Below are 18,843 nucleotides of genomic sequence, written 5' to 3'. Positions count from 1 at the left end.
CCCATGCGAACGCTTATTCTACTCGTTCTCACGGCCGCGCTAACCTCTGGTTGCCAGAGCAAAGATGTGGCCCTGACCACCACCTCCACTCCGGTCGCGCTCACAGGCCCCGCCGCAAGCGCAATTGCCGGCGATATGGCAAGCCGCCTTGCGGAGCAGATCGGACCGGCCGGCACGACGTCCATCAAGATGGACAATGACAAAACCGAATTTGCGACGGCCCTCGAGGCGGCGCTGAAGGGTTGGGGCTACACCGTCATCACTGATGGAAAGGTGGCGAAAGATCAGAAGCCGGTCGAGATTTCCTATTCCCTGGATAGCTTCGACGGGCAACTCCTTGCTCACCTCGGAACGCCAGCAGTCGCGCTCGGGCGAACCTACCGCGTAACCGGCGCCGGCGCCACGCCGTCCAGCCCACTTTCCGTTATGCAGCGAAACTGAGGAGGCGAAACCTATGGTCCAATCGCTCCAACTTGGTAATTCAACAGGGTCTGATGGCCAGCAGGGGATGCGTAGGCTCAATCGGCTACCGATCATCATCGCCATCGCAATTGTCATGCTGTTTTTTGGCGTGGTAGTCATCGGCCTCTCGTGGCGTGGCCTTTCATTCAATCGGAAGAGCGACCTCGACAGTGCTTCCAGCACGCCGGCGACGAATTTCGGTGACCAGCTGAAGCGAGGTGTGACCGACGGGATCATCGGCGAACCGGAGAAGCAGGAGGTCTTCCAGCCGACACCTGTCGTCGTCCACAAAGAACAAAAGCAAGAACCCGCTGTCGAAAGACAAGAATCGGATGAGGACCGTCGGTCACGGCTCGAACCAGAGGAGGAATGGAAGGCACGACTGAAAAGGGAGCAGGACGAACAATACATTCGCGAAGCGCAGCGCCAGCGAATGGTGCGATTGCAGGCAAGAGCAACCGCCTTCGATTCGCCGCTCAAGGTCGACGTGTCGGATGTGGCTGCGAACACGAAGGTTGCCGATGACCGGAACCTGCCAGGCAACGTCACGGCCAATAGCGCATCCGACCTCTACTCGACTGCCATGAAATCAGGGCTTCTCGGGCAGAACGTCGATCCCAATAGCCAGACGACCAAGGAAGACTTCTTCAATCAGGACATCAAAGATCTGGGCTACCTGGCAAACCGGGTCGTGCCTCAGATGTCGCTCTATGAGCTGAAGCGCGGCTCCGTTATCCCTGCTACACTCATTACAGGCCTAAATTCCGACCTTCCAGGACGGATTACGGCACAGGTCAGTCAGGATGTCTTCGACAGCGCCACTGGTTATCGCCTCTTGATACCGCAAGGTGCCAAACTGTTCGGTCGATACGATTCCAAGGTCGCCTTCGGTCAGGGGCGGGTTCTCGTCGTATGGACCGACCTTATCTTCCCGAACGGTTCGACACTGCAGATTGATGGTATGGCCGGCACCGACTCCCAGGGCAATGGCGGGTTCGAGGACAAGATTGATCGTCACTTGTGGAGAATGTTCGGATCCGCGGCACTTGTCGCGCTGATTGGAACTGGCATCGACATGTCGATGCCACAGAGCTCAAGTCTCGCAGCGCAGGGCACCGCGTCCGACGCGGCGCGAAGAAACTTTGCCGAGTCATTCGGCCGAGTGGCCGAGCAAACGGTCTCGAGAAACCTCAATGTCCAGCCGACGCTTAAGATTAGGCCGGGTTACAAGTTCAACGTGCTCGTCGATCAGGACATCGTCTTTCCCTCGGAGCAGAGCCAGTAGGCCTATAACCGTCATGATCGAAAGGCAGGTGGCCATTCCTCGACCGATCGTCCTCGTAAATGCGACTTTTCTCGACCGCTGACACGTGTTCGTCTCAACTGCCCAGTGGGTAACTTAAGCTTTCTGAAATATGGGAGTTGAAACGCGATGGTAAGGTTGCGCTGGAAACTTCTCACCGTATTCCTGTCTCGCGGAAACAAAGCGGATCAGCGTCGCGCTGGGCAAAACAACCCCGCCGAAATTCTCGATGAGGCCGAGCGGCTTGCTCCCAGATCGAATGCGGATCAACGATTGCCATGACATCATCATGCGTGGCCACCAATGCTCCGCGCTGTGTCTCCCGAGACGGTTCAGGTGCCTGACTTCCGCAAGGGCATCTTGAGCCGCCCGCGGAACAGACCTCGCCTCTCGATCGCTTCGAAGATTTGTTCGGGGCCCTCGGGGTCAAGGATTTCATTGTCAGCCAGCCACTGAGTTAGGTCAGCCAACGCTGGCGTCTCGTAAGGGATCAAGGTACGTTTGGACGCTCGTTCTCCCGGACCCGCCGAATGCCGGAGCGCTTCCACCGCCGCGATGACCGATCCCTCGCGCTCCACAACGTCGCGAAAAGAACTGACGGCGACGCCAAGATGCTCGCCCAAGAGGTCATTTCGCAAATTTTCCAGCTTCGCTCTTAGTGCCTCGGAACCAAGCGCCTCGAACGCGACATCGCACTCGTTGTCAAATCGCATAGAACGATTGTTGAAATTCGACGAGCCAACCCGCATCCGCTCATTATCTACGATCATCAGTTTGGAATGGACGTAGATCGGTTCGCCTCTCGCAGTGACCGGATGATAGATGCGCAGTCTGTTGTGCAGATCGTGGCGGCGCAGGGATTCTCTAAGCCTTGCGCGCGCGGAATCCATGGCGAGAGACCCGAGCCAATCGTCAGCTTTCACCGGATTGATAAGTACGAATTCGGGACCATCCGGTTCCGCTAGCCTTCTCGCAATCGCCTGCGCAACAGCGCGCGAGGCAAAATACTGGCTCTCAGCGTAGACGACCTTTTGCGCGGACATGACCATATCTACGTACAGCCGTTCGATTTCGGTTATTTTCTCACGATCATCATAGGCCGGACTCGTGCGAGATATAGCAAGATCGACCTCGCCAAAGGCGATGGCTCCCTCAACGCGAGGAAAATCGGCGTGCTGCTCGACGGGTTCGAGCTTTTCGCCACCAGCCAGTTGCCACCGTTCCCGGCATAGATCGCCTAGCGCGCGCGCCGCTGGGCCGATGCAATAGCTCGAAGCATCGTGCCAAGGTCCATAAGTAGTGCCGTCAGGGCGTCTCCGTTTCGGGGCGTCGTCGAGATGCGCCCGGGTATCCCATCTGTCGGTCGTTACATCGATCCCGCCACAGAAAGCCAGACTGTCATCGATGACCAGTATTTTTTGATGGTGGGAGCTACCAACTGGATGGTTGCCGTCCAGCTTGACTGTAATCTGACGGTTCAGTTTCCACCGCAGCAAATAGGGTACGTTCGCGACCTTGAGCCAGCTCGAAAGCAGGGCTGGGTTCCATAGCAACAGGCGGATTTCCAGATCGGGGTTGCGCTTGGCCAGCCACAGGAGAAAGTCGCCCACACCCTTGGGCGCTTCATCCTGGACATCGGGATGGCCAAGCGCCACCCGCGCGTTGAAATCCCAGCCAACGAGATAGATCGAGCGCTTCGCGGCTTTCATCGCCAACCGCGCGGCCGAGAAATAGATGTCCGCGTCGATTAAGATCGCGAACTCGTTAGCGCGCTCCACCCGCCAACAATTTTCAGACGGCCTCAAAAGCGGCTGTTCAGTCATCCGTTCCTCCCCGGAACGAAAACTATTACCTCAGTGAATTGATGCGGGCTACTCCAGGAAGCCGACCATTCACATTTTCAAGGATGGCTAGGTGTTTGATCCCAGAGTTTGAAGGTGCAATTTGAATAGCCCAACCAGAGGGCAAGGGTTTTATCACTCTATCATTGGCCCGACATCTTGCTGAGCAGTGCAGGTCGCCCTTATAAACCGCAATGACTTCTGATTCAAAAATCTTCGTCGGCCTGCGCTCAACGCGTAGCAAACCGTCGCTTCTTCGCGAAAAGAACGGCCCGCGATGTCAATGGGACGGATGCGATCGAGATGGGAGCCATCGCGCTCCAGTCGGAGCCGATGCCGAGGGCTTGTATCTATTGTTCTGTGAAGGACACTTGAGAGAATACATCAAGGGTTACAACTTCGCTCCGAAGCTATCTGATCCAGTGGTTGCACGCTATCAGAAAGAAGCTGCGAAAGGCAGTCGACCTACCTGGGGCACGCTCGTACACGAGGCAACGGAAATCCCGCTTCCTTCAACGACGCGATCCGGCACGGCAAAGACGTTGAATACACGCAAAAATGCGGCAAGAAGCCAAGCCGCAAGAGTCGTTTCCCAATTGCGAAAACTCAAAGTTCTGGAAGCAAGGGCATTCGAAACGCTGGGTTTGACATGGGAAGCGAGGCCGGATGAGATCAGAACCCGTTATAAGCAACGGCTCAAAATGCATCACCCTGACGTCAATCAGGGCGATCGGACGTCCGAGGAATGCCTGCAGGCCACAATAGAGGCGTACAAGATTCTCAAACTTAATGGCTTCTGCTAGGTTTAGTCCCACCGTATGATGTCGTGTCATTTTCTCGATCAGAGGGAAGCTCTATCGGCCAATTTCTTCACGGCAGCGCTAAGACGGTGTTCGTAACCGAACGGCGGAATGTGCCTGGAAGCAAGATCGGTACGGAGTTTCGACTTCATGCGATGAAAATTTCGATTGGGGTTAGCATTCTGCACCTATTGTGAGGCAAATCCTCTACGGAAACACAGCTAATGGCTTGATGACCTTTGGACCTGCATCTCCAGTCCGTAGATTAACGTTTCGATCAGAAAGTCGTACCCATTGTCGAGCGGAGCCGAGTTCCCGCTTTTCCAGCGCATAACAAACGACTGATTGTACATACGAGGCAGGTATTGCTTGGTCAGAGGAAACGCAGCCGCGTCCAATGCGTCGAGATCGGCATCAAACGTCGTGACCCATTCTGAATCCGCACTCGCCTCGTCCGCGGCTAGCTCGATGGTGACGAAACCTTCCAAAGCCCCAACCACCGCGTTGAAGGCATTGACGAGAGCTTCGTTCTTAAAACCAGCTTGGGCGAGAGCCGTGAGAACGATCTCCACCCAGGGAGCGTTTGGTGCCCCATTGGATCTGATATTAGGACCGAGCAGTGGGGCCGCATTTGGATGCTCGTGAATACGCGAGCGGAACCGCTTAAACAGGGTGCGGATTGTATCGCGCCAGTCCCGAGCAAGATCATCATGAGCCATGAGACCAGCGATAAGAGCGCCGGATATTTCGGCAAAAAGGTCGGTCTTGCTACCGCCAGCATGCCAGTACAGGGCGGCTGGGAACACGTTCAGTCGACGAGCAAGGGCGCGCACAGAAAAACCTGCCAAACCTTCTTCATCTATGAGGGCGATCGCCGCGTCGACAACGCGCTCACGCGTGAGGCCAACTGCGGCGGCTCGCCCCACGCGGCGTCGTTTTATTGGCGCGTCATCGGTCAAAGCTGCGTCCGAAAGCTGCTAGCGGAGATTGACCGCGCCTTCGAGCTCCCGAGCGAAGTGCTCATTCTGTTCTGCCGTTCCAATCGTCACCCGTATGAAGTTGGTGTAACCCGTCTCCATCCAAGGTTTGACGACAATACCCTTCTGAAGCAAGACCCCGGCTACCGTTGCGGCATTCATTGGCAAGGCGATGAACAGGAAGTTTGCTTGCGACGGTATCACTCTCAACCCGAGCCGGCGTATGCGGTCGGCTAAGATATCCCTGTCGTACCGTAACCTCGTAGTCGCTTCGATCATCCAAGCGGTGTCACGCAAGGCCGCGACCGCCGCCGTCTGCGCGACGGCATTTACGTTGAAGGGTGTCAATGTAGCTCGAATTGTCCGAGCCAAGCCGGGATGTGATGTAATTGCATAGCCGACGCGCAATCCAGCCAAACCGTATGCCTTCGAGAACGTTCGAAGGACCGCCCAGTGCAGGTCAGAACGATGGTTCAGAATGGCCAATCCATCTGGCAAGCCTTTTGCGACAAACTCAGCGTAGGCTTCATCCAACACAAAGATCGTACCTGGCTGAATGGCGTCGGCGAGGCGCGAAAGGGCCTGCCCAGATAGGGCTTGACCGACGGGATTTGACGGGGATGAGATGAAGAAAATCTTGGGAACTTTGGCAAGCGCTGCGATAAGCCCCTCGACGTCGAAATCGAGATCTTCAGTCATCGCAACTTTGATGACCTGAACTCCCGCGGCCATTGGCTCGATCTCATGCAAGCCAAAGCAAGGCGACACTGTTAGGACGTGATCAGCTGGCTCCAGATACGCACGGCAGAGCGCAGCGATCAGTTCCTCGGAGCCATTGCCGCATACGATCCTTTCCGCTGCCACACCTAATCGGTCGGAGATAGCTTCACGGAGTGCTGCGCAAGTCGAATCGCTATAACGCGAGGGAACGAGGCCCCAAAGAGCCGCCCCGACCGACGGCGAGGTTCCATAAGGGTTTTCGTTGCTTCCCAGGCAAATGACCTCCTCCTTACCGCTTATCCGACGCGCGACAGCGGCCGGAACGCCGGCGTTGTAGGGTGGAAGCCTGCTTAGAGCCGGCCTTGCACTTGGGCCGTTTGCCTCTTCAGCTTTCAAATTGTTCTCGGCCATATTTCATCCTAACCGCTTTGGACACACCGCTTCGGTAGCCAAAAGCTCATGAGTTTCGAGTGTGGTTGGGCACCCGGCAAAAAAGCCGGTTGACATGACGATAGGTATATACATATCATTTTATTGTCCACCGAACAATTAACGGTGGCAGGAGGAACACCAGCGATGCCCACACCGCACTCGGCCCAGCCCCTGGCGCCGAGCGAGCAATCTGTTGGCAAAGACCTCGCAACGGGAATCGAAGATAAAAATCGGCTCCAAGCCGACATATGGGAGGACCAAAATGAAACTCAGCAAAACCATCATGATGCAACGCAAATGGCTCGTGGCGACGGCGCTGGCTGGCATTCTGGCGACCGCGCCGATGGCGATGGCCGCCACACCCATTGACACCCTGGTGCAGGGTTATGCCCTGGACGAGATCATAACGATGGATCCTGCTGAAGCGTTTGAGCTGTCAACCGCCGAAATCAGCGCGAACATCTACGATCTCTTGGTCCGGTTCGATGTGTCTGACACATCGAAGGTACGAGGTGATCTCGCTCAGAGCTGGACGATCTCTGACGATGGTCTAGTCTATACCTTCAAGCTAAAACCAAGGCTAACATTTGCGTCCGGCAATCCAGTCACTGCAGAGGATGTGGCGTGGTCCTTCGAGCGCGTCATCAAGCTCGATAAAGCCCCGGCCTTCATTCTCGGCCAATTCGGTATTACCGGTGACAACGTCACGGAGAAAGCCAGAGCGGAAGGATCCGATACCTTCGTTCTCACGGTTGATCGGCCGTATGCACCGAGCTTTGTGCTCAACTGCCTGGCTTCATCCTCGTCTGCCGTGGTCGACAAAAAGTTAGTTGTCGATCACGTTATCCCGGTTGTCCCCAGCACAGATTACAAATGGGACAGTGACTTCGGCAACGATTGGCTTAAAACCCACTCGGCCGGTTCTGGAGTATTCAAGCTCCGCGAGTGGCGAGCGAACGAAGCCGTCGTAATAGACCGCAATGAAGGTTATCACGGCAGCAAGGCCAAGCTTGCTCGTGTCGTATATAGACACATGAAAGAGAGCGCCGCGCAGCGACTGTCGCTGGAGTCTGGCGATATCGACGTCGCGCGAAACCTCGAACCCAACGATCTCGAAGCTATGGCCACGAGCGAATTGGTTGATCTGGTTGAGGCGCCGAAAGGCACGGTTTTCTACATCGGGCTCAATCAGAACAACCAACGCCTGGCCACGCCGGAAGTACGGCAAGCGTTCAAGTATCTGGTAGACTACGACGCAATCGGCCAAACCCTGATCAAGGGTGTCGGGCGCGTCCACCAAACGTTTCTCCCGGCCGGCGTGCTCGGCGAATTGAACGACAGGCCATTCAAACTGGACGTCGCAAAAGCCAAGGCGCTTCTGGAGAAGGCCGGCCTGAAGGACGGGTTTTCTGTCACAATGGATGTGCGAAACGCGCAACCTGTCACAGGTATCGCGGAGTCGATACAGCAAACGGCTGCCGCGGCCGGCATAACCATCGAAATCATACCGGGCGATGACAAGCAGACGCTGACGAAATATCGAGCGCGAAACCACGACATTTATATCGGCCAGTGGGGGCAGGACTATTTTGATCCCAACTCCAATGCTCAGGCCTTTGCCTCGAACACCGACAATTCTGATCGAAGCAAAAACAGCACGCTTGCCTGGCGCAATGCTTGGGATGTTTCGGAACTAACAGCGAAGACAGACGCAGCGTTGATGGAAACAGACGGCGCCAAGCGCAGGGCGATGTACGAAGACATCCAGCGCACAGTCCTAGAGACCAGCCCCTTCATTCTGCTTTTTCAGCAGATTGAGGTAGCGGGTGTCCGTAAGAATGTGCGCGGCCTGAAACTTGGACCGAGCTTCGACACGAATTTCGTCGGCAACGTTGCGAAGGAGTAGGCAGGTGATACTGCAACCTCCGAACATTTCCGAAAGCCGACAGACGCTGAGCCGCACCGGGGCTCGGACGTTGGCAATCATTGCTCAATTTGCCCGCTTCTTATTGGTCGTGATCACCACGTATCTCGGCCTGTTGGCTGTAACGTTTTTCATAGGGCGGATCATTCCCGTCGATCCCGTGCTTGCCGTCCTCGGAGACCGCGCGCCTGCCGCAGTCGTTGAGCGCACGCGACGGGAGATGGGGCTCGACCTCCCACTGATCGAGCAGTTTTACATCTACATAAAGGGTGTCCTGCAAGGTGACTTCGGCCGATCGGTGCTAACCACAAATCCGGTCATGGAGGATCTGCGCCGCTTTTTCCCAGCCACACTCGAATTGGCAACGCTCGGCACGTTGATCGGTTCGTGCGTGGGCATCCCACTTGGCGTGCTTGCGGCTGTCAAACGCGGGAGCTGGATAGACCAGGTTGTGCGGATCTTCGGGCTTGTAGGATATTCGGTTCCGATATTCTGGATGGGTCTGCTGCTGCTGGTTCTCTTTTACGTGAAGCTCCAGTGGGTTGGCTATCCCGGCAGAATTGATATTACCTACGAGTACGCGTTCACGCCAACCACCGGGCTCCTGTTGTTGGATTCCGCGCTCCAGGGCGAATGGGACATCTTCTCAAGTGTCGTCCACCACATCGTCCTACCCGCACTGCTACTCGGTTACTTCTCGCTTGCCTATATCAGCCGCATGACACGTTCGTTCATGCTGAACGAGCTAAGCCAGGAGTACATAGTGTCGGCCCGCGCGAACGGCTTGTCAGAAGCGCGCGTTGTGTGGTGCCACGCGCTCAGGAATGCTGCGGTTCCACTCGTGACCGTCATCGCGCTTTCCTATGCGAACCTCCTCGAAGGCTCCGTACTAACCGAGACGGTGTTTTCCTGGCCAGGTATCGGCCTCTATATCACCAACTCGCTACAAAATGCGGACATGAATGCCGTCCTCGGCGGCACGGTGCTGATCGGCTCCGTCTTTATCGCGCTCAATCTTATTGCCGATCTTCTCTACCGACTGCTCGACCCGAGGACGAGGGTACAATGAGCCCACATTTCTCGTCACAGCCGTATCGTTCGGATCGCCAGATCCAGAATGCGAAAATCTTCGGCCATTTCCTACGGAGCACACGATGACTATCGTTGACCGATCGACAATCTCGCGACGCGAATGGCTATCTTCAGAAAAGCCGTCATCCCGGTGGCAGGCACGACTGGGCCACGTCTACAGCACATGGCTGCGCTTCCAAAGCAACAGACTGGCGATGGTGGGCCTCTCAATCATCATCTCGTTGCTGATTGCCGCGGCTTTTGCCGATTTACTCGCTACGCACTCCCCGTTGATCGGCGATTTGAGCGGCGCACGGCTCCAGCCGCCTTCGCTACAACACTGGTTCGGGACGGATGATCTCGGGCGCGATATATTCTCGCGCATTGTTTATGGTTCGCGTCTGACCCTCTTCGTCGTTGTCCTCGTTGCGATCATAGCCGCACCGGTCGGACTTCTCGTCGGCACGACGGCTGGTTATCTCGGGGGGTGGGTCGATGCGATCTTAATGCGTATCACAGACGTCTTTCTCGCGTTTCCTCAGCTCATCCTGGCCCTAGCTTTCGTCGCGTCTCTCGGGCCCGGAATTGAGAATGCCGTGCTGGCAATCGCTATTACATCCTGGCCCGCCTATGCCCGCATCGCACGTGCCGAGACGCTGACTGTTCGAAACGCTGACTACATCGGAGCTGTGGAGCTTATGGGGGCATCACCCTCTCGCGTGGTTCTGCGCCATATCGTTCCGATCTGCACGTCCTCCCTGATCGTGCGCGTGACGCTCGACATGGCCGGGATCATCCTCACGGCAGCTGGGCTCGGTTTCGTGGGCCTTGGCGCATAGCCACCGCTGCCCGAATGGGGCGCGATGATTGCATCCGGGCGCAGGTTTATCCTCGACCAGTGGTGGGTGGCGGCAGCCCCAGGCCTTGCAATCGTCATTGTGAGCCTCGGATTCAACCTGCTCGGCGACGGGCTACGCGATGCTCTCGATCCGCGACGCAGCGGTCAATAAATCCGGAGTCATACCAATGGAAACGCTAAAACTGCCAGCGGGCGAAGCCGCGCCTTGCAGCCTTCTGCAGGTCGAAAATCTAAGGGTATCCTATCCCACGCGGACGGGCTTCACCGAGGTCGTACGGGGTGTCACCCTTTCTATCGGCCGCGAACGGGTGGCAATCGTCGGCGAGTCCGGCTCGGGCAAATCGCAAACCGGTCGGGCCGTAATGGGACTAACCCCGCCGCATGCACGCGTCTCAGCGCAGGCGCTTAGATTTGCTGATATTGATCTCCTAGCGGCGCCAGAACGGGAGCGACGCAGACTCCGCGGCGGCCGCATCGCCATGATCTTGCAGGATCCAAAATACTCACTTAACCCCGTCATGAGCATAGGTTGGCAGATCGTCGAGACCTTGCGAACACATAAAAACGTTGGGGTAAAAGAAGGGCGCGAGAGAGCGATGGATATGCTCGCGGCCGTCAAGATTCGTGACCCACACCGTGTTTTCGATCTGTATCCCCATGAGGTGTCGGGCGGAATGGGGCAACGCGCAATGATTGCGATGATGCTCATTGCCGATCCCGAACTGATGATCGCCGACGAACCGACGTCGGCGCTTGACGTCACAGTTCGGTTGGAGGTGCTGAAGATCCTGGATGAATTGGTGTCAAACCGCGGAATGGGTTTGATTTTTATCTCCCACGATCTTCGGCTTGTCTCCGCTTTCTGCGACCGCATCATCGTTATGTACGCTGGCCGCGTTGTCGAGGAGCTTGCAGCTTCGGATCTCGCGCATGCCCAACATCCTTATACCCAGGGCCTTCTCAATTGCCTGCCAAAAATCGGCGGCAGGCAAACGCCCTTGTCAGTACTGGACCGGAAAGCGGAGTGGGCAGAATGAACATCGGTGCAAACGGGAAAATTCTCACCCTCGATCGAGTGAACGTCTTCTTCAATCAGTTTCACGCGGTTAAAAATATAAGCATGACCATCGCGTCTGGCGGATCCTATGGTCTCGTTGGAGAATCGGGCTCCGGCAAATCGACGCTACTACGCGCGATCATGGGTGCAGTCCCGACTGACAAGGGCGTCGTGACAATCGCTGGAAAACCTTTGCCCCGTCGTCGGCCTAAGGCGTTCTATCGCGACGTCCAGATGGTGTTCCAGGACCCCTACGGGTCATTGCATCCGCGACAGACCGTGGACCGGCTCCTTCAGGAACCGCTTGCGATACACGGTCTTGCGGATGGTGAAAGACGCATCAGGAAAGCCCTGGACGATGTTGGGCTCGGCGGTGGTTTCCGCTTTCGCCATGCGCACCAACTCTCCGGTGGGCAGCGCCAACGCGTGGCGATTGCCCGCGCCCTAATCCTTGAGCCAAAAATTCTGCTGCTCGATGAACCAACCTCAGCGCTAGACGCGTCCGTCCAAGCAGAAGTTTTGAACCTTTTGAACGAGGTAAGGCGTGAGCGCAACCTCACCTACCTCATGGTCAGCCACGACCTCGCTGTGATCCATCACATGTGCGACCGTCTCATGATCATGCAGAACGGTTGCGCGGTGGAGGAGCTGGCTGCGGACGAGCTCGCCGCCGGCGAGGCTCACAACGGCTACACCCAAGACCTTCTGAAAGCCAGCGAGGGCTTCGCCCGATAGCGCGGCGCCTTCATGTCACGCCCTCAATGGTGGGCTTACTCAACAACGGTAAGGATACGACGATGCGACGCCTACTCGCATATTGCATGATTGCATCCTGCTGCGCCGGGTTTCAGGCAAATGCAGACGACGGGAAGTATCTGAAAGTGTGCGACACGTGGGGGGAAGGGTATTTCGTTCTCCCTGGAAGCGAAACGTGTCTGAAAATCAGCGGCAGCTTGACCTTTGACCTATCCGTCGGCGAGGACGTCTATTCCAGTGAACCGCTCGGCCGAGTGGTGCCGGCGTCAAGCGCCAGTATCGATTTCAGCACGGCATCCGAGACGGATCTCGGTGCGCTTAGATCCGTTCTGTCGATCGACCTCGACGAAGCGTCAGACGAAGGTGGTGGGGTGACCCTCTCCGAGGCCGTCCTGGAGCTCAACGGTCTTCTTGTTGGCGCCACCAGCTCCCAATTTGACTTGTGGCTCAATTCGGCCGGCGCAGTCCTGAGCGATGACGTGATCGCCTACGGACCGTCATTCACCAATTTGATCAGCTACACGACGAGTTTCGACGAACTTTGGTCAGCAATGGTGGGCGTCGAACAGGGCGAAACCCGAGACGATTTTGACTTTCTAGTCCACGGAGGCGTTCCTCATGCCGTGGCTGGCATTCGTCTTGGTGCGGAGAGAATCCAGATAGGATCAGTGATGGGCTATGACTCCGTCCGCGAGCACGTCGCCGCGAAGGTTCGGCTCGATCTCGAAATCACCGATTCATTTTCCACGTTTGCAATGGTCGGGTACCGCTCCGGCCACAACGAGCCAGGCTACTTCGGAACCTGGGAAGGTCGGTTCGCTGCATGGGCTGGCTTCTCGCTGGATCTGTCTGAGGAGCTGGTTCTGAACAGTCAAGCTGCCTACACCGACACGGGAAAGTACGCGATCGCTGCCAGCTTCGATTACGTACTTCTTCCTTCGCTTCTTATCAGCACTGAACTTGCATTCACGTCCCTGCCTACGGACGAGGGGGTACGCGACAGTGCGATCGGCGGCCTACTTAGTATCGAACGCGAATTCTAGCGAGCCCGCTGTGTCCATCGAGCGAGCATCGTCCGAGATGACGGTTCACCACGGTCCGTGACCGAAAACCCTGTAAACAAACCCAAAAGGAGAAAAGCAATGTATTCCACGAGACGAGAGCTGATCAAAATTGGAGTTGCAGGAATGTTCATGCCGACTATGGCTTTTGCGTCCGGGACCGAAGAGAAGGTCGGTGCGTTTGAGCGCTGGCGCCGTGAGTTCGAGGCGAGTGTCCCAGCACGGATGGAAGCTGCCAAAGTGGTTGGAGCATCTTTTGCGATCACCTCGAAGAGCAACGCTGTCCACTATGCTTCATCGTTCGGCTTTGCCGATCTTAAAGCAAATAGAAAAATGGTCCCGCAGACGCCGATCCACCTCGCATCAGTCAGCAAGCTGTTTACGGCCTCTGCCCTCGTTCAACTATTTGAGCGCCGCGGTTACGACCTGCATACGGACATAAACAAATTCATCGACTTCCCAGTGAAAAATCCGAACCATCCGCGCCTAGCGATCACTGCTCACCAGTTGATTACGCATACCTCCAGCATATCTGACGAAGGGTATGGGGAATACTCCGTCGAGGGTGACCCCGTGGGGAGCCTCTCAAATTTCATGAAGAGCTATCTGGTGAAGGGCGGCAGCGCTTATTCGCCAAAGACGTCTTTCCTGAAGGCCAAGCCAGGCACCAAGTGGGACTACAGCAATGTCGGGGCTGCCTTGGCGGGTTACCTCGTTGAAGCGATCAGCAAGCAGGACTTTGCGGGCTATGTTGCAGAGAACATCCTCACCCCGCTTCGCATCACTAATGCGCATTGGTATCTCCGCGAGTTTGCTCCAAACGTTCTTGCCAAGCCCTATAGAATTGAAAACGGCGAATATGTCGAACTTCCTCAGGAAGGATATCCTGACGTGCCCGCAGGAATGCTTCGTTGCTCGGTGACTGATCTGGCAAAGGCGATACACGCTATGCTCGGGCTACAGCGCGAGGGAACGCCCATCCTTTCAAAAGCCGCCGCCCGGGAGATGCTCCGCCGGCAAGTTGACCGGAAGATCTATCCCTATCAGGGCCTAGGCTGGACCGAGGAGGAAACAAGCAAGCGCAAGGTCGTTGGACACACCGGGAGCGACAACGGAGCCTCTAACATGGTGGCTCTGACAGGTGATAATAGCCAAGCGGTGATCGTGCTCATGAATATCGATGGAACCGACGAGACAAGCGCATTCCGCGCCGCAATAACCGAGGACTTACTGGCTGGCGCGAAGCTGGCCGGTTAGGCGCTGATCCAATCTCCTGCAAAGACGGTAGCTAGCGGCCTACTCAGACACGCGGTCCTAGCTACCGGAATGCTCCATCCCATTCGAGCATCGCCCACCACCCGTCACGGGCGTAGATAAGTAGATTTCACATGGCCGAAAGAAATCTCGTGCCCATCTTCGATGGACACAACGACATTCTATACAAGCTCCACTACGCCGATGAGGCCGACAAGGTATCCCTCTTCACCGAGGGCTCCCCGAATGACTGGCATATTGATCTGCCGCGCGCAAAGCAGGGAGGGTTCGCCGGCGGCATGTTTGCGGTGTTCGCACCGTCTGCAGACATTCCGACAGAGGCACTCATTGAAAACGCTGCGTCGGTCTTCGCGATCGATGAACCGTTACCAGCGGCGCTTTCGATGGATGATGCACATAGGACCACCGTCGCCATGGCGTCCATTTTGTTCGAGCTCGACCGTGCCGGAGCGATCGCTCTGTGCCGGTCTGCGGCCGACATACGAGCTGCGAGGGATCGCAATACGATCGCTGCCGTTTTCCATATCGAAGGGGCAGAGGCGATTGATCGCGACCTGAGATTCCTCGAAACCCTCTACGGCTTAGGACTGCGTTCAATCGGACCGGTTTGGAGCCGGCCGAACATTTTCGGGCATGGTGTGCCCTTCCGCTACCCGTCTTCGCCGGACACCGGGCCAGGCCTAACCGATGCAGGGAACGACCTGGTGCGGGCCTGCAATGACAAAAAAATCCTCATTGATCTGTCTCACCTTAATGAGCGCGGGTTTCGCGACGTTGCCGCACTCAGTGATGCGCCGTTGATCGCCACTCATTCGAATGTGCATCGCATTTGCCCGCATGCGAGGAACCTCACCGATTGGCAACTTGGTGCGATCCGTGACACCAGGGGGCTGGTGGGATTGAACTTCGAAACAACGTTTCTCCGCTCCGCGCCGGACGATTTGAGTGTTCCCGATGCCGAGGTCTTGCTCCGGCATATGGATGCGTTGATCCTCGAACTTGGTGAAGACGGCGTCGGGATAGGTTCTGACTTTGATGGCGCCACCGTACCGGAATTGATCGGAGACGCATCCGGGCTCCAACGGCTTCTCAACGTTTTCCGGGACCATGGCTACGGCGAAGATCTCATCGAGAAAATCGCGTGGAGGAACTGGCTCTCCGTGATCGAGAGAACAATAGGATAGCCGGCATCCGCATGGGCGGGAACGGTACTTTCGCGTCAATGCCGCGCCCGAACTTTAGAGGTTTACTATGGACGAAGCGTTCCGCTGCCTTATCGATAAACTCGACTCTGCGAGAGGTCATGAGATGATGATCGGGGCGCTCCGTGATTTTGCGGGAAGTATTGGATTTGAGCGGTTTGCCTATCTGCAGAAAGAAGGAATGCACGTAAGAACACTAAGCTCGTATCCCGAACCTTGGAAAAAAGTCTACCTGGAACGACATCTCGTCCGTATCGATCCCGTGGTGCGGGAGGCTCGCCTCCGCCGGGATCCATTCGCCTGGTCCGCGGATCATTGGAAATCTACCGACGATCGAGAGATGAGGGACTTTCGTAATGAAGCGATCTCCCACGGCATCAGATCCGGTATTACGATTGCCGTGGAGGGTAGTTTCGCTTCAATGCTAATGTTGACCCTAGCGTCACCGCGACGCGAAATCGGAACTACTTTTTCCCAGCATGGCGCGAAAGCTATTCAGGCTTTGTTATCCGTCCACTATCGATCGTTGGCCCGTTCTACTCGCGTAGACATAGGGCCACGACAAACGCTTTCTCCAAGGGAATTACTTTGCGTTGAATGGGCGGCGCGAGGGCGAAACGGCCCACAGATCGCAGACATATTGGGGATAAGTGCGCGGTCGGTTCAAGACCACCTAGATAAGGCGCGAAGGAAAGCGGCGGCTAGCACCGTTCCCCATCTAATCGCTATTGCGAAAGACAGGAGCTGGCTTTAACTCCTAGCTCCCGAGCGTCGGTATATAGCCGAGTTCATCGAGTATCGAAGAGACAAATTTTTGATGCTCGCAGAGAGATCGCTGGCGTTCAGCGTATTCCTGTTGCAGCACGTTTACGACCGCGTACGGCGTATGGATGTCGTCGCTGACACGCGTCCACTCCTCGTAGACAATTTGGTCCGAAGCCATTTTTCTTCGATGCTCGACAATCGCGGAGACTGCCAACTTTTCCAAAGCTGCTGTGTCGAGCGCCCTCAGATCATCAGGTTCGGTCAACTTCACCATTCATGGTCATCCGGCATAGCCGAACCCTCGTGCTTCACGACAATTTACATAATATAGTTGATAAACTTTGGTGCAGTAAAGTTCGATTTTCTGCGCATGAACATGCGCACACTAGTCGGCCGCAATCTTGTCCGCCTGCGTCGGGAGCGAGGCCTAACGCAGGAACAGGTGGCCGAACTCTCGGGCGTGAGTCAGCAATATATTAGTGGCCTAGAACGCGGGAATCGCAATCCTAGCGTCGTAACGCTGTTTGAGATTGCTCAGGCTCTCGGGGTTAGCCATGTCGAGCTGGTCGCACCAGATGGGAAGGAGTAGCTAGGGTTCCAAAGCGAAAGAGCACCTGAGTTCAGGGGTAGCAGACTTTACCGTAGAGCAAGGATGCATTATACCTTCTCCACAAGGAGAATAATTATGGCAGCTGCTGCTCGAGCTTACACACCTACCGAGGCCGCAGCCTTGAGCGAAATCGCCGTCAAGGCTGTCCACAATGCCATCGACAAGCGCGTCATATCTGCCGGTTCCGTTGGCGGTGAAGGTCGCGTATTATCCGATGACGATCTCCTTCGCTTGAAACTCTGGTATGGCGTCGGCTCGATTCTCTCAGCTGAACGACGCAAACGCCTGTTCGACACGATCGACGAAAACCCGCACGCTGATACGGTCCGTGCGGATGACTACTTGATTGTCGATGTCGCACGGGCGAGGGAACAACTGGCGGCCCGGGCTGAAGCATTGCACGAGGCAAAGGCCATTGTCGAAAGCACCAAGGGCGTTATGAGTGGAGAACCTGTCTTCAAGTCAACGCGAATCCCTGTAAGAGCTATTGCAGCGATGCGGAGCCAGGGGGCGAGCATACAGGAGATCGTCGATGGGTATCCGGCGCTTACCCCCCGCATGGTTGAGCTGGCAGAAATCTGGGCCGCGGCCCATCCGGCAAGGGGTCGGCCCCGCAAGCTCTCCGATTTCGGGATCACGGCCACGTCCACCAAGCGGCTTACCCTCGGAACAAGACCAGAAGCAAAGCGCGCCCGCTCATTTTCGTGAAATTTCTTATCGATGAATGCCTTCACACATTTCTCGTGGCCGTCGCTCGCGAAAATGGCCACGATGGATTTCATGTAAACTGGCTCGGATGGAGCGGCCAGCCGACTGGGACCTCATGCCGCGCATTATTGCGCAGGACTATACGTTCGTCACATACAATGCCCGCGACTTCCGAAAACTTTGCGGCAGGGAACAGCTACACGCGGGGTTGGTAATCATTGTACCGTTCGTTACCCCTGCATTGCAGCGGGAGCTGTTCGATCTGGTCCTTCGCGAACTCATGGAAGGTGAGGAATTTCTCAACGAAGTGATCAAAATCAGCGTCGATGGGGAGGAAGCGGTAGTAAGCCGATATTCACTTCCAGTAGGGTGATCGACTGCCTACCGGCCGCCGATCCTCGACAGGTCTATGCGCATCTCGGCCGCGTCGGCATCTGTTGCCGCGGCAGCCGGCTGCGCAGGGTATTCTTCCGCTGTCATCGTCTCAACTTCCTCAGATTTCTCGTCATTTTGAACTTTCCGCAAGGGCCTTCCGCGCAGGAAGGTCGCACCGCCAGGATCCTCGGCTTGGAAAACCTTCGTGCCCTCGAACTCGCCAGTGCGCCATGCGTAGACGGCGTCCTCGAACATTTGCGGCGTGACCTCCTTGCTCGTCGGGCTGCCGTACCATTTCGTCACGATACGGGCGACCTTGGCAAATAGCGCCGTGCCGCGCTTGAGGTTCTCGCAGGGCTCGACGAGCGCAGCGTCAAGCTGAGCAATATCGGTCATACCGACACCTGCAGGATATTGCGTGAGACCGACCCGAACGCTCGCCTTCCCGAAATGCTCGCGCACGATATCGAGCGCCGCTTCCGGCGATTGCGGTTTCGGAATGAGAACCAACCGTCCGCCGGACTTCACGGTGATAGCCAATGGATCGTCCGAGCCGGCCGCCGCCACGAACTGCTCGACGATAGCGGGCGTCAGGGATGGATCGGCACATTTTTCGATAAGCGCTACGTCAAGCATGAGGACTGT

General features: G+C 56.4%; 19 protein-coding genes and 1 pseudogene. 15 read left to right on the top strand and 5 right to left on the bottom strand.

The window, feature by feature from the left end:
• Nucleotides 1-3 precede the first annotated feature (3 nt).
• Both trbH and trbI read left to right on the top strand, forming a co-directional pair.
• A complete protein-coding gene (gene trbH / locus MUO32_RS24055) occupies nt 4-441 on the top strand; it encodes a conjugal transfer protein TrbH (protein ID WP_257950907.1) in 438 nt (145 codons plus the stop codon).
• Nucleotides 442-454: 13 nt separating this feature from the next.
• Nucleotides 455-1,747, top strand: coding sequence for an IncP-type conjugal transfer protein TrbI (gene trbI, locus MUO32_RS24050; protein WP_257950906.1), 1,293 nt, complete (start codon nt 455-457; stop codon nt 1,745-1,747).
• 350 nt (nt 1,748-2,097) lie between these two features.
• On the opposite strand, the gene MUO32_RS24045 is transcribed toward trbI, so the two are convergent.
• Nucleotides 2,098-3,588, bottom strand: a complete 1,491-nt coding sequence (locus tag MUO32_RS24045; RefSeq protein ID WP_257950905.1) for a phospholipase D-like domain-containing protein — start codon at nt 3,586-3,588, stop codon at nt 2,098-2,100.
• A gap of 212 nt (nt 3,589-3,800) precedes the next feature.
• Between MUO32_RS24045 and MUO32_RS24040 the strand changes: the two genes are divergently transcribed.
• Nucleotides 3,801-4,409 (top strand): J domain-containing protein, encoded by a 609-nt coding sequence (locus MUO32_RS24040; protein WP_257950904.1) that lies wholly within the window; start codon nt 3,801-3,803, stop codon nt 4,407-4,409.
• 218 nt (nt 4,410-4,627) lie between these two features.
• On the opposite strand, the gene MUO32_RS24035 is transcribed toward MUO32_RS24040, so the two are convergent.
• Both MUO32_RS24035 and hisC read right to left on the bottom strand, forming a co-directional pair.
• Complete coding sequence (locus MUO32_RS24035; protein ID WP_257950903.1) at nt 4,628-5,365, bottom strand: TetR family transcriptional regulator; 738 nt, start codon at nt 5,363-5,365, stop codon at nt 4,628-4,630.
• 18 nt (nt 5,366-5,383) lie between these two features.
• Entirely contained in the window at nt 5,384-6,514 is a 1,131-nt protein-coding gene (hisC, locus tag MUO32_RS24030) for a histidinol-phosphate transaminase (protein WP_257950902.1), read from the bottom strand.
• Between the two features lie 307 nt (nt 6,515-6,821).
• Here hisC and MUO32_RS24025 point away from each other — a divergent pair, with 307 nt between their 5' ends.
• The 9 genes and pseudogenes from MUO32_RS24025 (at nt 6,822) to MUO32_RS23985 (ending at nt 16,494) form a co-directional block, all read left to right on the top strand.
• Nucleotides 6,822-8,441, top strand: coding sequence for an ABC transporter substrate-binding protein (locus MUO32_RS24025; RefSeq protein WP_257950994.1), 1,620 nt, complete (start codon nt 6,822-6,824; stop codon nt 8,439-8,441).
• A 46-nt stretch (nt 8,442-8,487) separates the two neighbouring features.
• On the top strand, nt 8,488-9,528 hold the full coding sequence (locus MUO32_RS24020; RefSeq protein WP_374708716.1) for an ABC transporter permease: 1,041 nt from the start codon (nt 8,488-8,490) through the stop codon (nt 9,526-9,528).
• A gap of 85 nt (nt 9,529-9,613) precedes the next feature.
• Nucleotides 9,614-10,540 (top strand): annotated as a pseudogene (gene nikC / locus MUO32_RS24015) (nickel transporter permease).
• 16 nt (nt 10,541-10,556) lie between these two features.
• Nucleotides 10,557-11,426 carry an ABC transporter ATP-binding protein gene (locus tag MUO32_RS24010; protein ID WP_257950901.1) on the top strand — a complete coding sequence of 290 codons (870 nt, stop codon included), beginning with the start codon at nt 10,557-10,559 and terminating at the stop codon, nt 11,424-11,426.
• The gene (locus MUO32_RS24005) at nt 11,423-12,181 is read left to right on the top strand and encodes an ABC transporter ATP-binding protein (protein ID WP_257950900.1); all 759 of its coding nucleotides are present in this window, start codon (nt 11,423-11,425) and stop codon (nt 12,179-12,181) included. Before MUO32_RS24010 ends, MUO32_RS24005 begins: the two co-directional genes overlap by 4 nt.
• Nucleotides 12,182-12,243: 62 nt before the next feature.
• Nucleotides 12,244-13,245, top strand: a complete 1,002-nt coding sequence (locus MUO32_RS24000; RefSeq protein WP_257950899.1) for a porin — start codon at nt 12,244-12,246, stop codon at nt 13,243-13,245.
• Between the two features lie 99 nt (nt 13,246-13,344).
• Nucleotides 13,345-14,520: a serine hydrolase gene (locus MUO32_RS23995; RefSeq protein ID WP_257950898.1), complete on the top strand. Its 1,176-nt coding sequence runs from the start codon at nt 13,345-13,347 to the stop codon at nt 14,518-14,520.
• Nucleotides 14,521-14,651: 131 nt separating this feature from the next.
• Complete coding sequence (locus tag MUO32_RS23990) at nt 14,652-15,722, top strand: dipeptidase (protein WP_257950897.1); 1,071 nt, start codon at nt 14,652-14,654, stop codon at nt 15,720-15,722.
• Nucleotides 15,723-15,789: 67 nt separating this feature from the next.
• The gene (locus tag MUO32_RS23985) at nt 15,790-16,494 is read left to right on the top strand and encodes an autoinducer binding domain-containing protein (RefSeq protein ID WP_308311333.1); all 705 of its coding nucleotides are present in this window, start codon (nt 15,790-15,792) and stop codon (nt 16,492-16,494) included.
• 3 nt (nt 16,495-16,497) lie between these two features.
• On the opposite strand, the gene MUO32_RS23980 is transcribed toward MUO32_RS23985, so the two are convergent.
• A complete protein-coding gene (locus MUO32_RS23980; protein ID WP_257950896.1) occupies nt 16,498-16,779 on the bottom strand; it encodes a transcriptional repressor TraM in 282 nt (93 codons plus the stop codon).
• A 96-nt stretch (nt 16,780-16,875) separates the two neighbouring features.
• Between MUO32_RS23980 and MUO32_RS23975 the strand changes: the two genes are divergently transcribed.
• The 3 genes from MUO32_RS23975 to MUO32_RS23965 all read left to right on the top strand — a co-directional run bounded on the left by MUO32_RS23975 (nt 16,876) and on the right by MUO32_RS23965 (nt 18,196).
• On the top strand, nt 16,876-17,094 hold the full coding sequence (locus tag MUO32_RS23975) for a helix-turn-helix domain-containing protein (RefSeq protein WP_257950895.1): 219 nt from the start codon (nt 16,876-16,878) through the stop codon (nt 17,092-17,094).
• A gap of 96 nt (nt 17,095-17,190) precedes the next feature.
• Nucleotides 17,191-17,823, top strand: coding sequence for a DUF433 domain-containing protein (locus MUO32_RS23970; RefSeq protein WP_257950894.1), 633 nt, complete (start codon nt 17,191-17,193; stop codon nt 17,821-17,823).
• A gap of 115 nt (nt 17,824-17,938) precedes the next feature.
• Nucleotides 17,939-18,196 carry a hypothetical protein gene (locus MUO32_RS23965; protein WP_257950893.1) on the top strand — a complete coding sequence of 86 codons (258 nt, stop codon included), beginning with the start codon at nt 17,939-17,941 and terminating at the stop codon, nt 18,194-18,196.
• Nucleotides 18,197-18,204: 8 nt separating this feature from the next.
• On the opposite strand, the gene MUO32_RS23960 is transcribed toward MUO32_RS23965, so the two are convergent.
• Nucleotides 18,205-18,834 (bottom strand): TraH family protein, encoded by a 630-nt coding sequence (locus MUO32_RS23960; RefSeq protein WP_257950892.1) that lies wholly within the window; start codon nt 18,832-18,834, stop codon nt 18,205-18,207.
• Between the last annotated feature and the right edge of the window lie 9 nt (nt 18,835-18,843).

This window comes from Shinella sp. CPCC 101442, assembly GCF_024704725.1.
Lineage (GTDB): Bacteria > Pseudomonadota > Alphaproteobacteria > Rhizobiales > Rhizobiaceae > Shinella.
This window is presented reverse-complemented; position numbering and strand designations above follow the sequence as displayed.

Bases quoted from the DNA above. Each gene is read 5' to 3' on its own strand.
- MUO32_RS23960 (WP_257950892.1), bottom strand. From the start codon at position 18,834: ATGCTTGACGTAGCGCTTATCGAAAAATGTGCCGATCCATCCCTGACG.
- MUO32_RS23970 (WP_257950894.1), top strand. From the start codon at position 17,191: ATGGCAGCTGCTGCTCGAGCTTACACACCTACCGAGGCCGCAGCCTTG.
- trbH (WP_257950907.1), top strand. From the start codon at position 4: ATGCGAACGCTTATTCTACTCGTTCTCACGGCCGCGCTAACCTCTGGT.
- MUO32_RS24010 (WP_257950901.1), top strand. From the start codon at position 10,557: ATGGAAACGCTAAAACTGCCAGCGGGCGAAGCCGCGCCTTGCAGCCTT.
- MUO32_RS24045 (WP_257950905.1), bottom strand. From the start codon at position 3,588: ATGACTGAACAGCCGCTTTTGAGGCCGTCTGAAAATTGTTGGCGGGTG.
- MUO32_RS24040 (WP_257950904.1), top strand. From the start codon at position 3,801: ATGACTTCTGATTCAAAAATCTTCGTCGGCCTGCGCTCAACGCGTAGC.
- MUO32_RS24025 (WP_257950994.1), top strand. From the start codon at position 6,822: ATGCAACGCAAATGGCTCGTGGCGACGGCGCTGGCTGGCATTCTGGCG.
- MUO32_RS23980 (WP_257950896.1), bottom strand. From the start codon at position 16,779: ATGGTGAAGTTGACCGAACCTGATGATCTGAGGGCGCTCGACACAGCA.
- MUO32_RS24005 (WP_257950900.1), top strand. From the start codon at position 11,423: ATGAACATCGGTGCAAACGGGAAAATTCTCACCCTCGATCGAGTGAAC.
- hisC (WP_257950902.1), bottom strand. From the start codon at position 6,514: ATGGCCGAGAACAATTTGAAAGCTGAAGAGGCAAACGGCCCAAGTGCA.
- MUO32_RS24000 (WP_257950899.1), top strand. From the start codon at position 12,244: ATGCGACGCCTACTCGCATATTGCATGATTGCATCCTGCTGCGCCGGG.
- MUO32_RS23990 (WP_257950897.1), top strand. From the start codon at position 14,652: ATGGCCGAAAGAAATCTCGTGCCCATCTTCGATGGACACAACGACATT.
- MUO32_RS23975 (WP_257950895.1), top strand. From the start codon at position 16,876: ATGAACATGCGCACACTAGTCGGCCGCAATCTTGTCCGCCTGCGTCGG.
- MUO32_RS23995 (WP_257950898.1), top strand. From the start codon at position 13,345: ATGTATTCCACGAGACGAGAGCTGATCAAAATTGGAGTTGCAGGAATG.
- MUO32_RS23985 (WP_308311333.1), top strand. From the start codon at position 15,790: ATGGACGAAGCGTTCCGCTGCCTTATCGATAAACTCGACTCTGCGAGA.
- trbI (WP_257950906.1), top strand. From the start codon at position 455: ATGGTCCAATCGCTCCAACTTGGTAATTCAACAGGGTCTGATGGCCAG.
- MUO32_RS23965 (WP_257950893.1), top strand. From the start codon at position 17,939: ATGCCGCGCATTATTGCGCAGGACTATACGTTCGTCACATACAATGCC.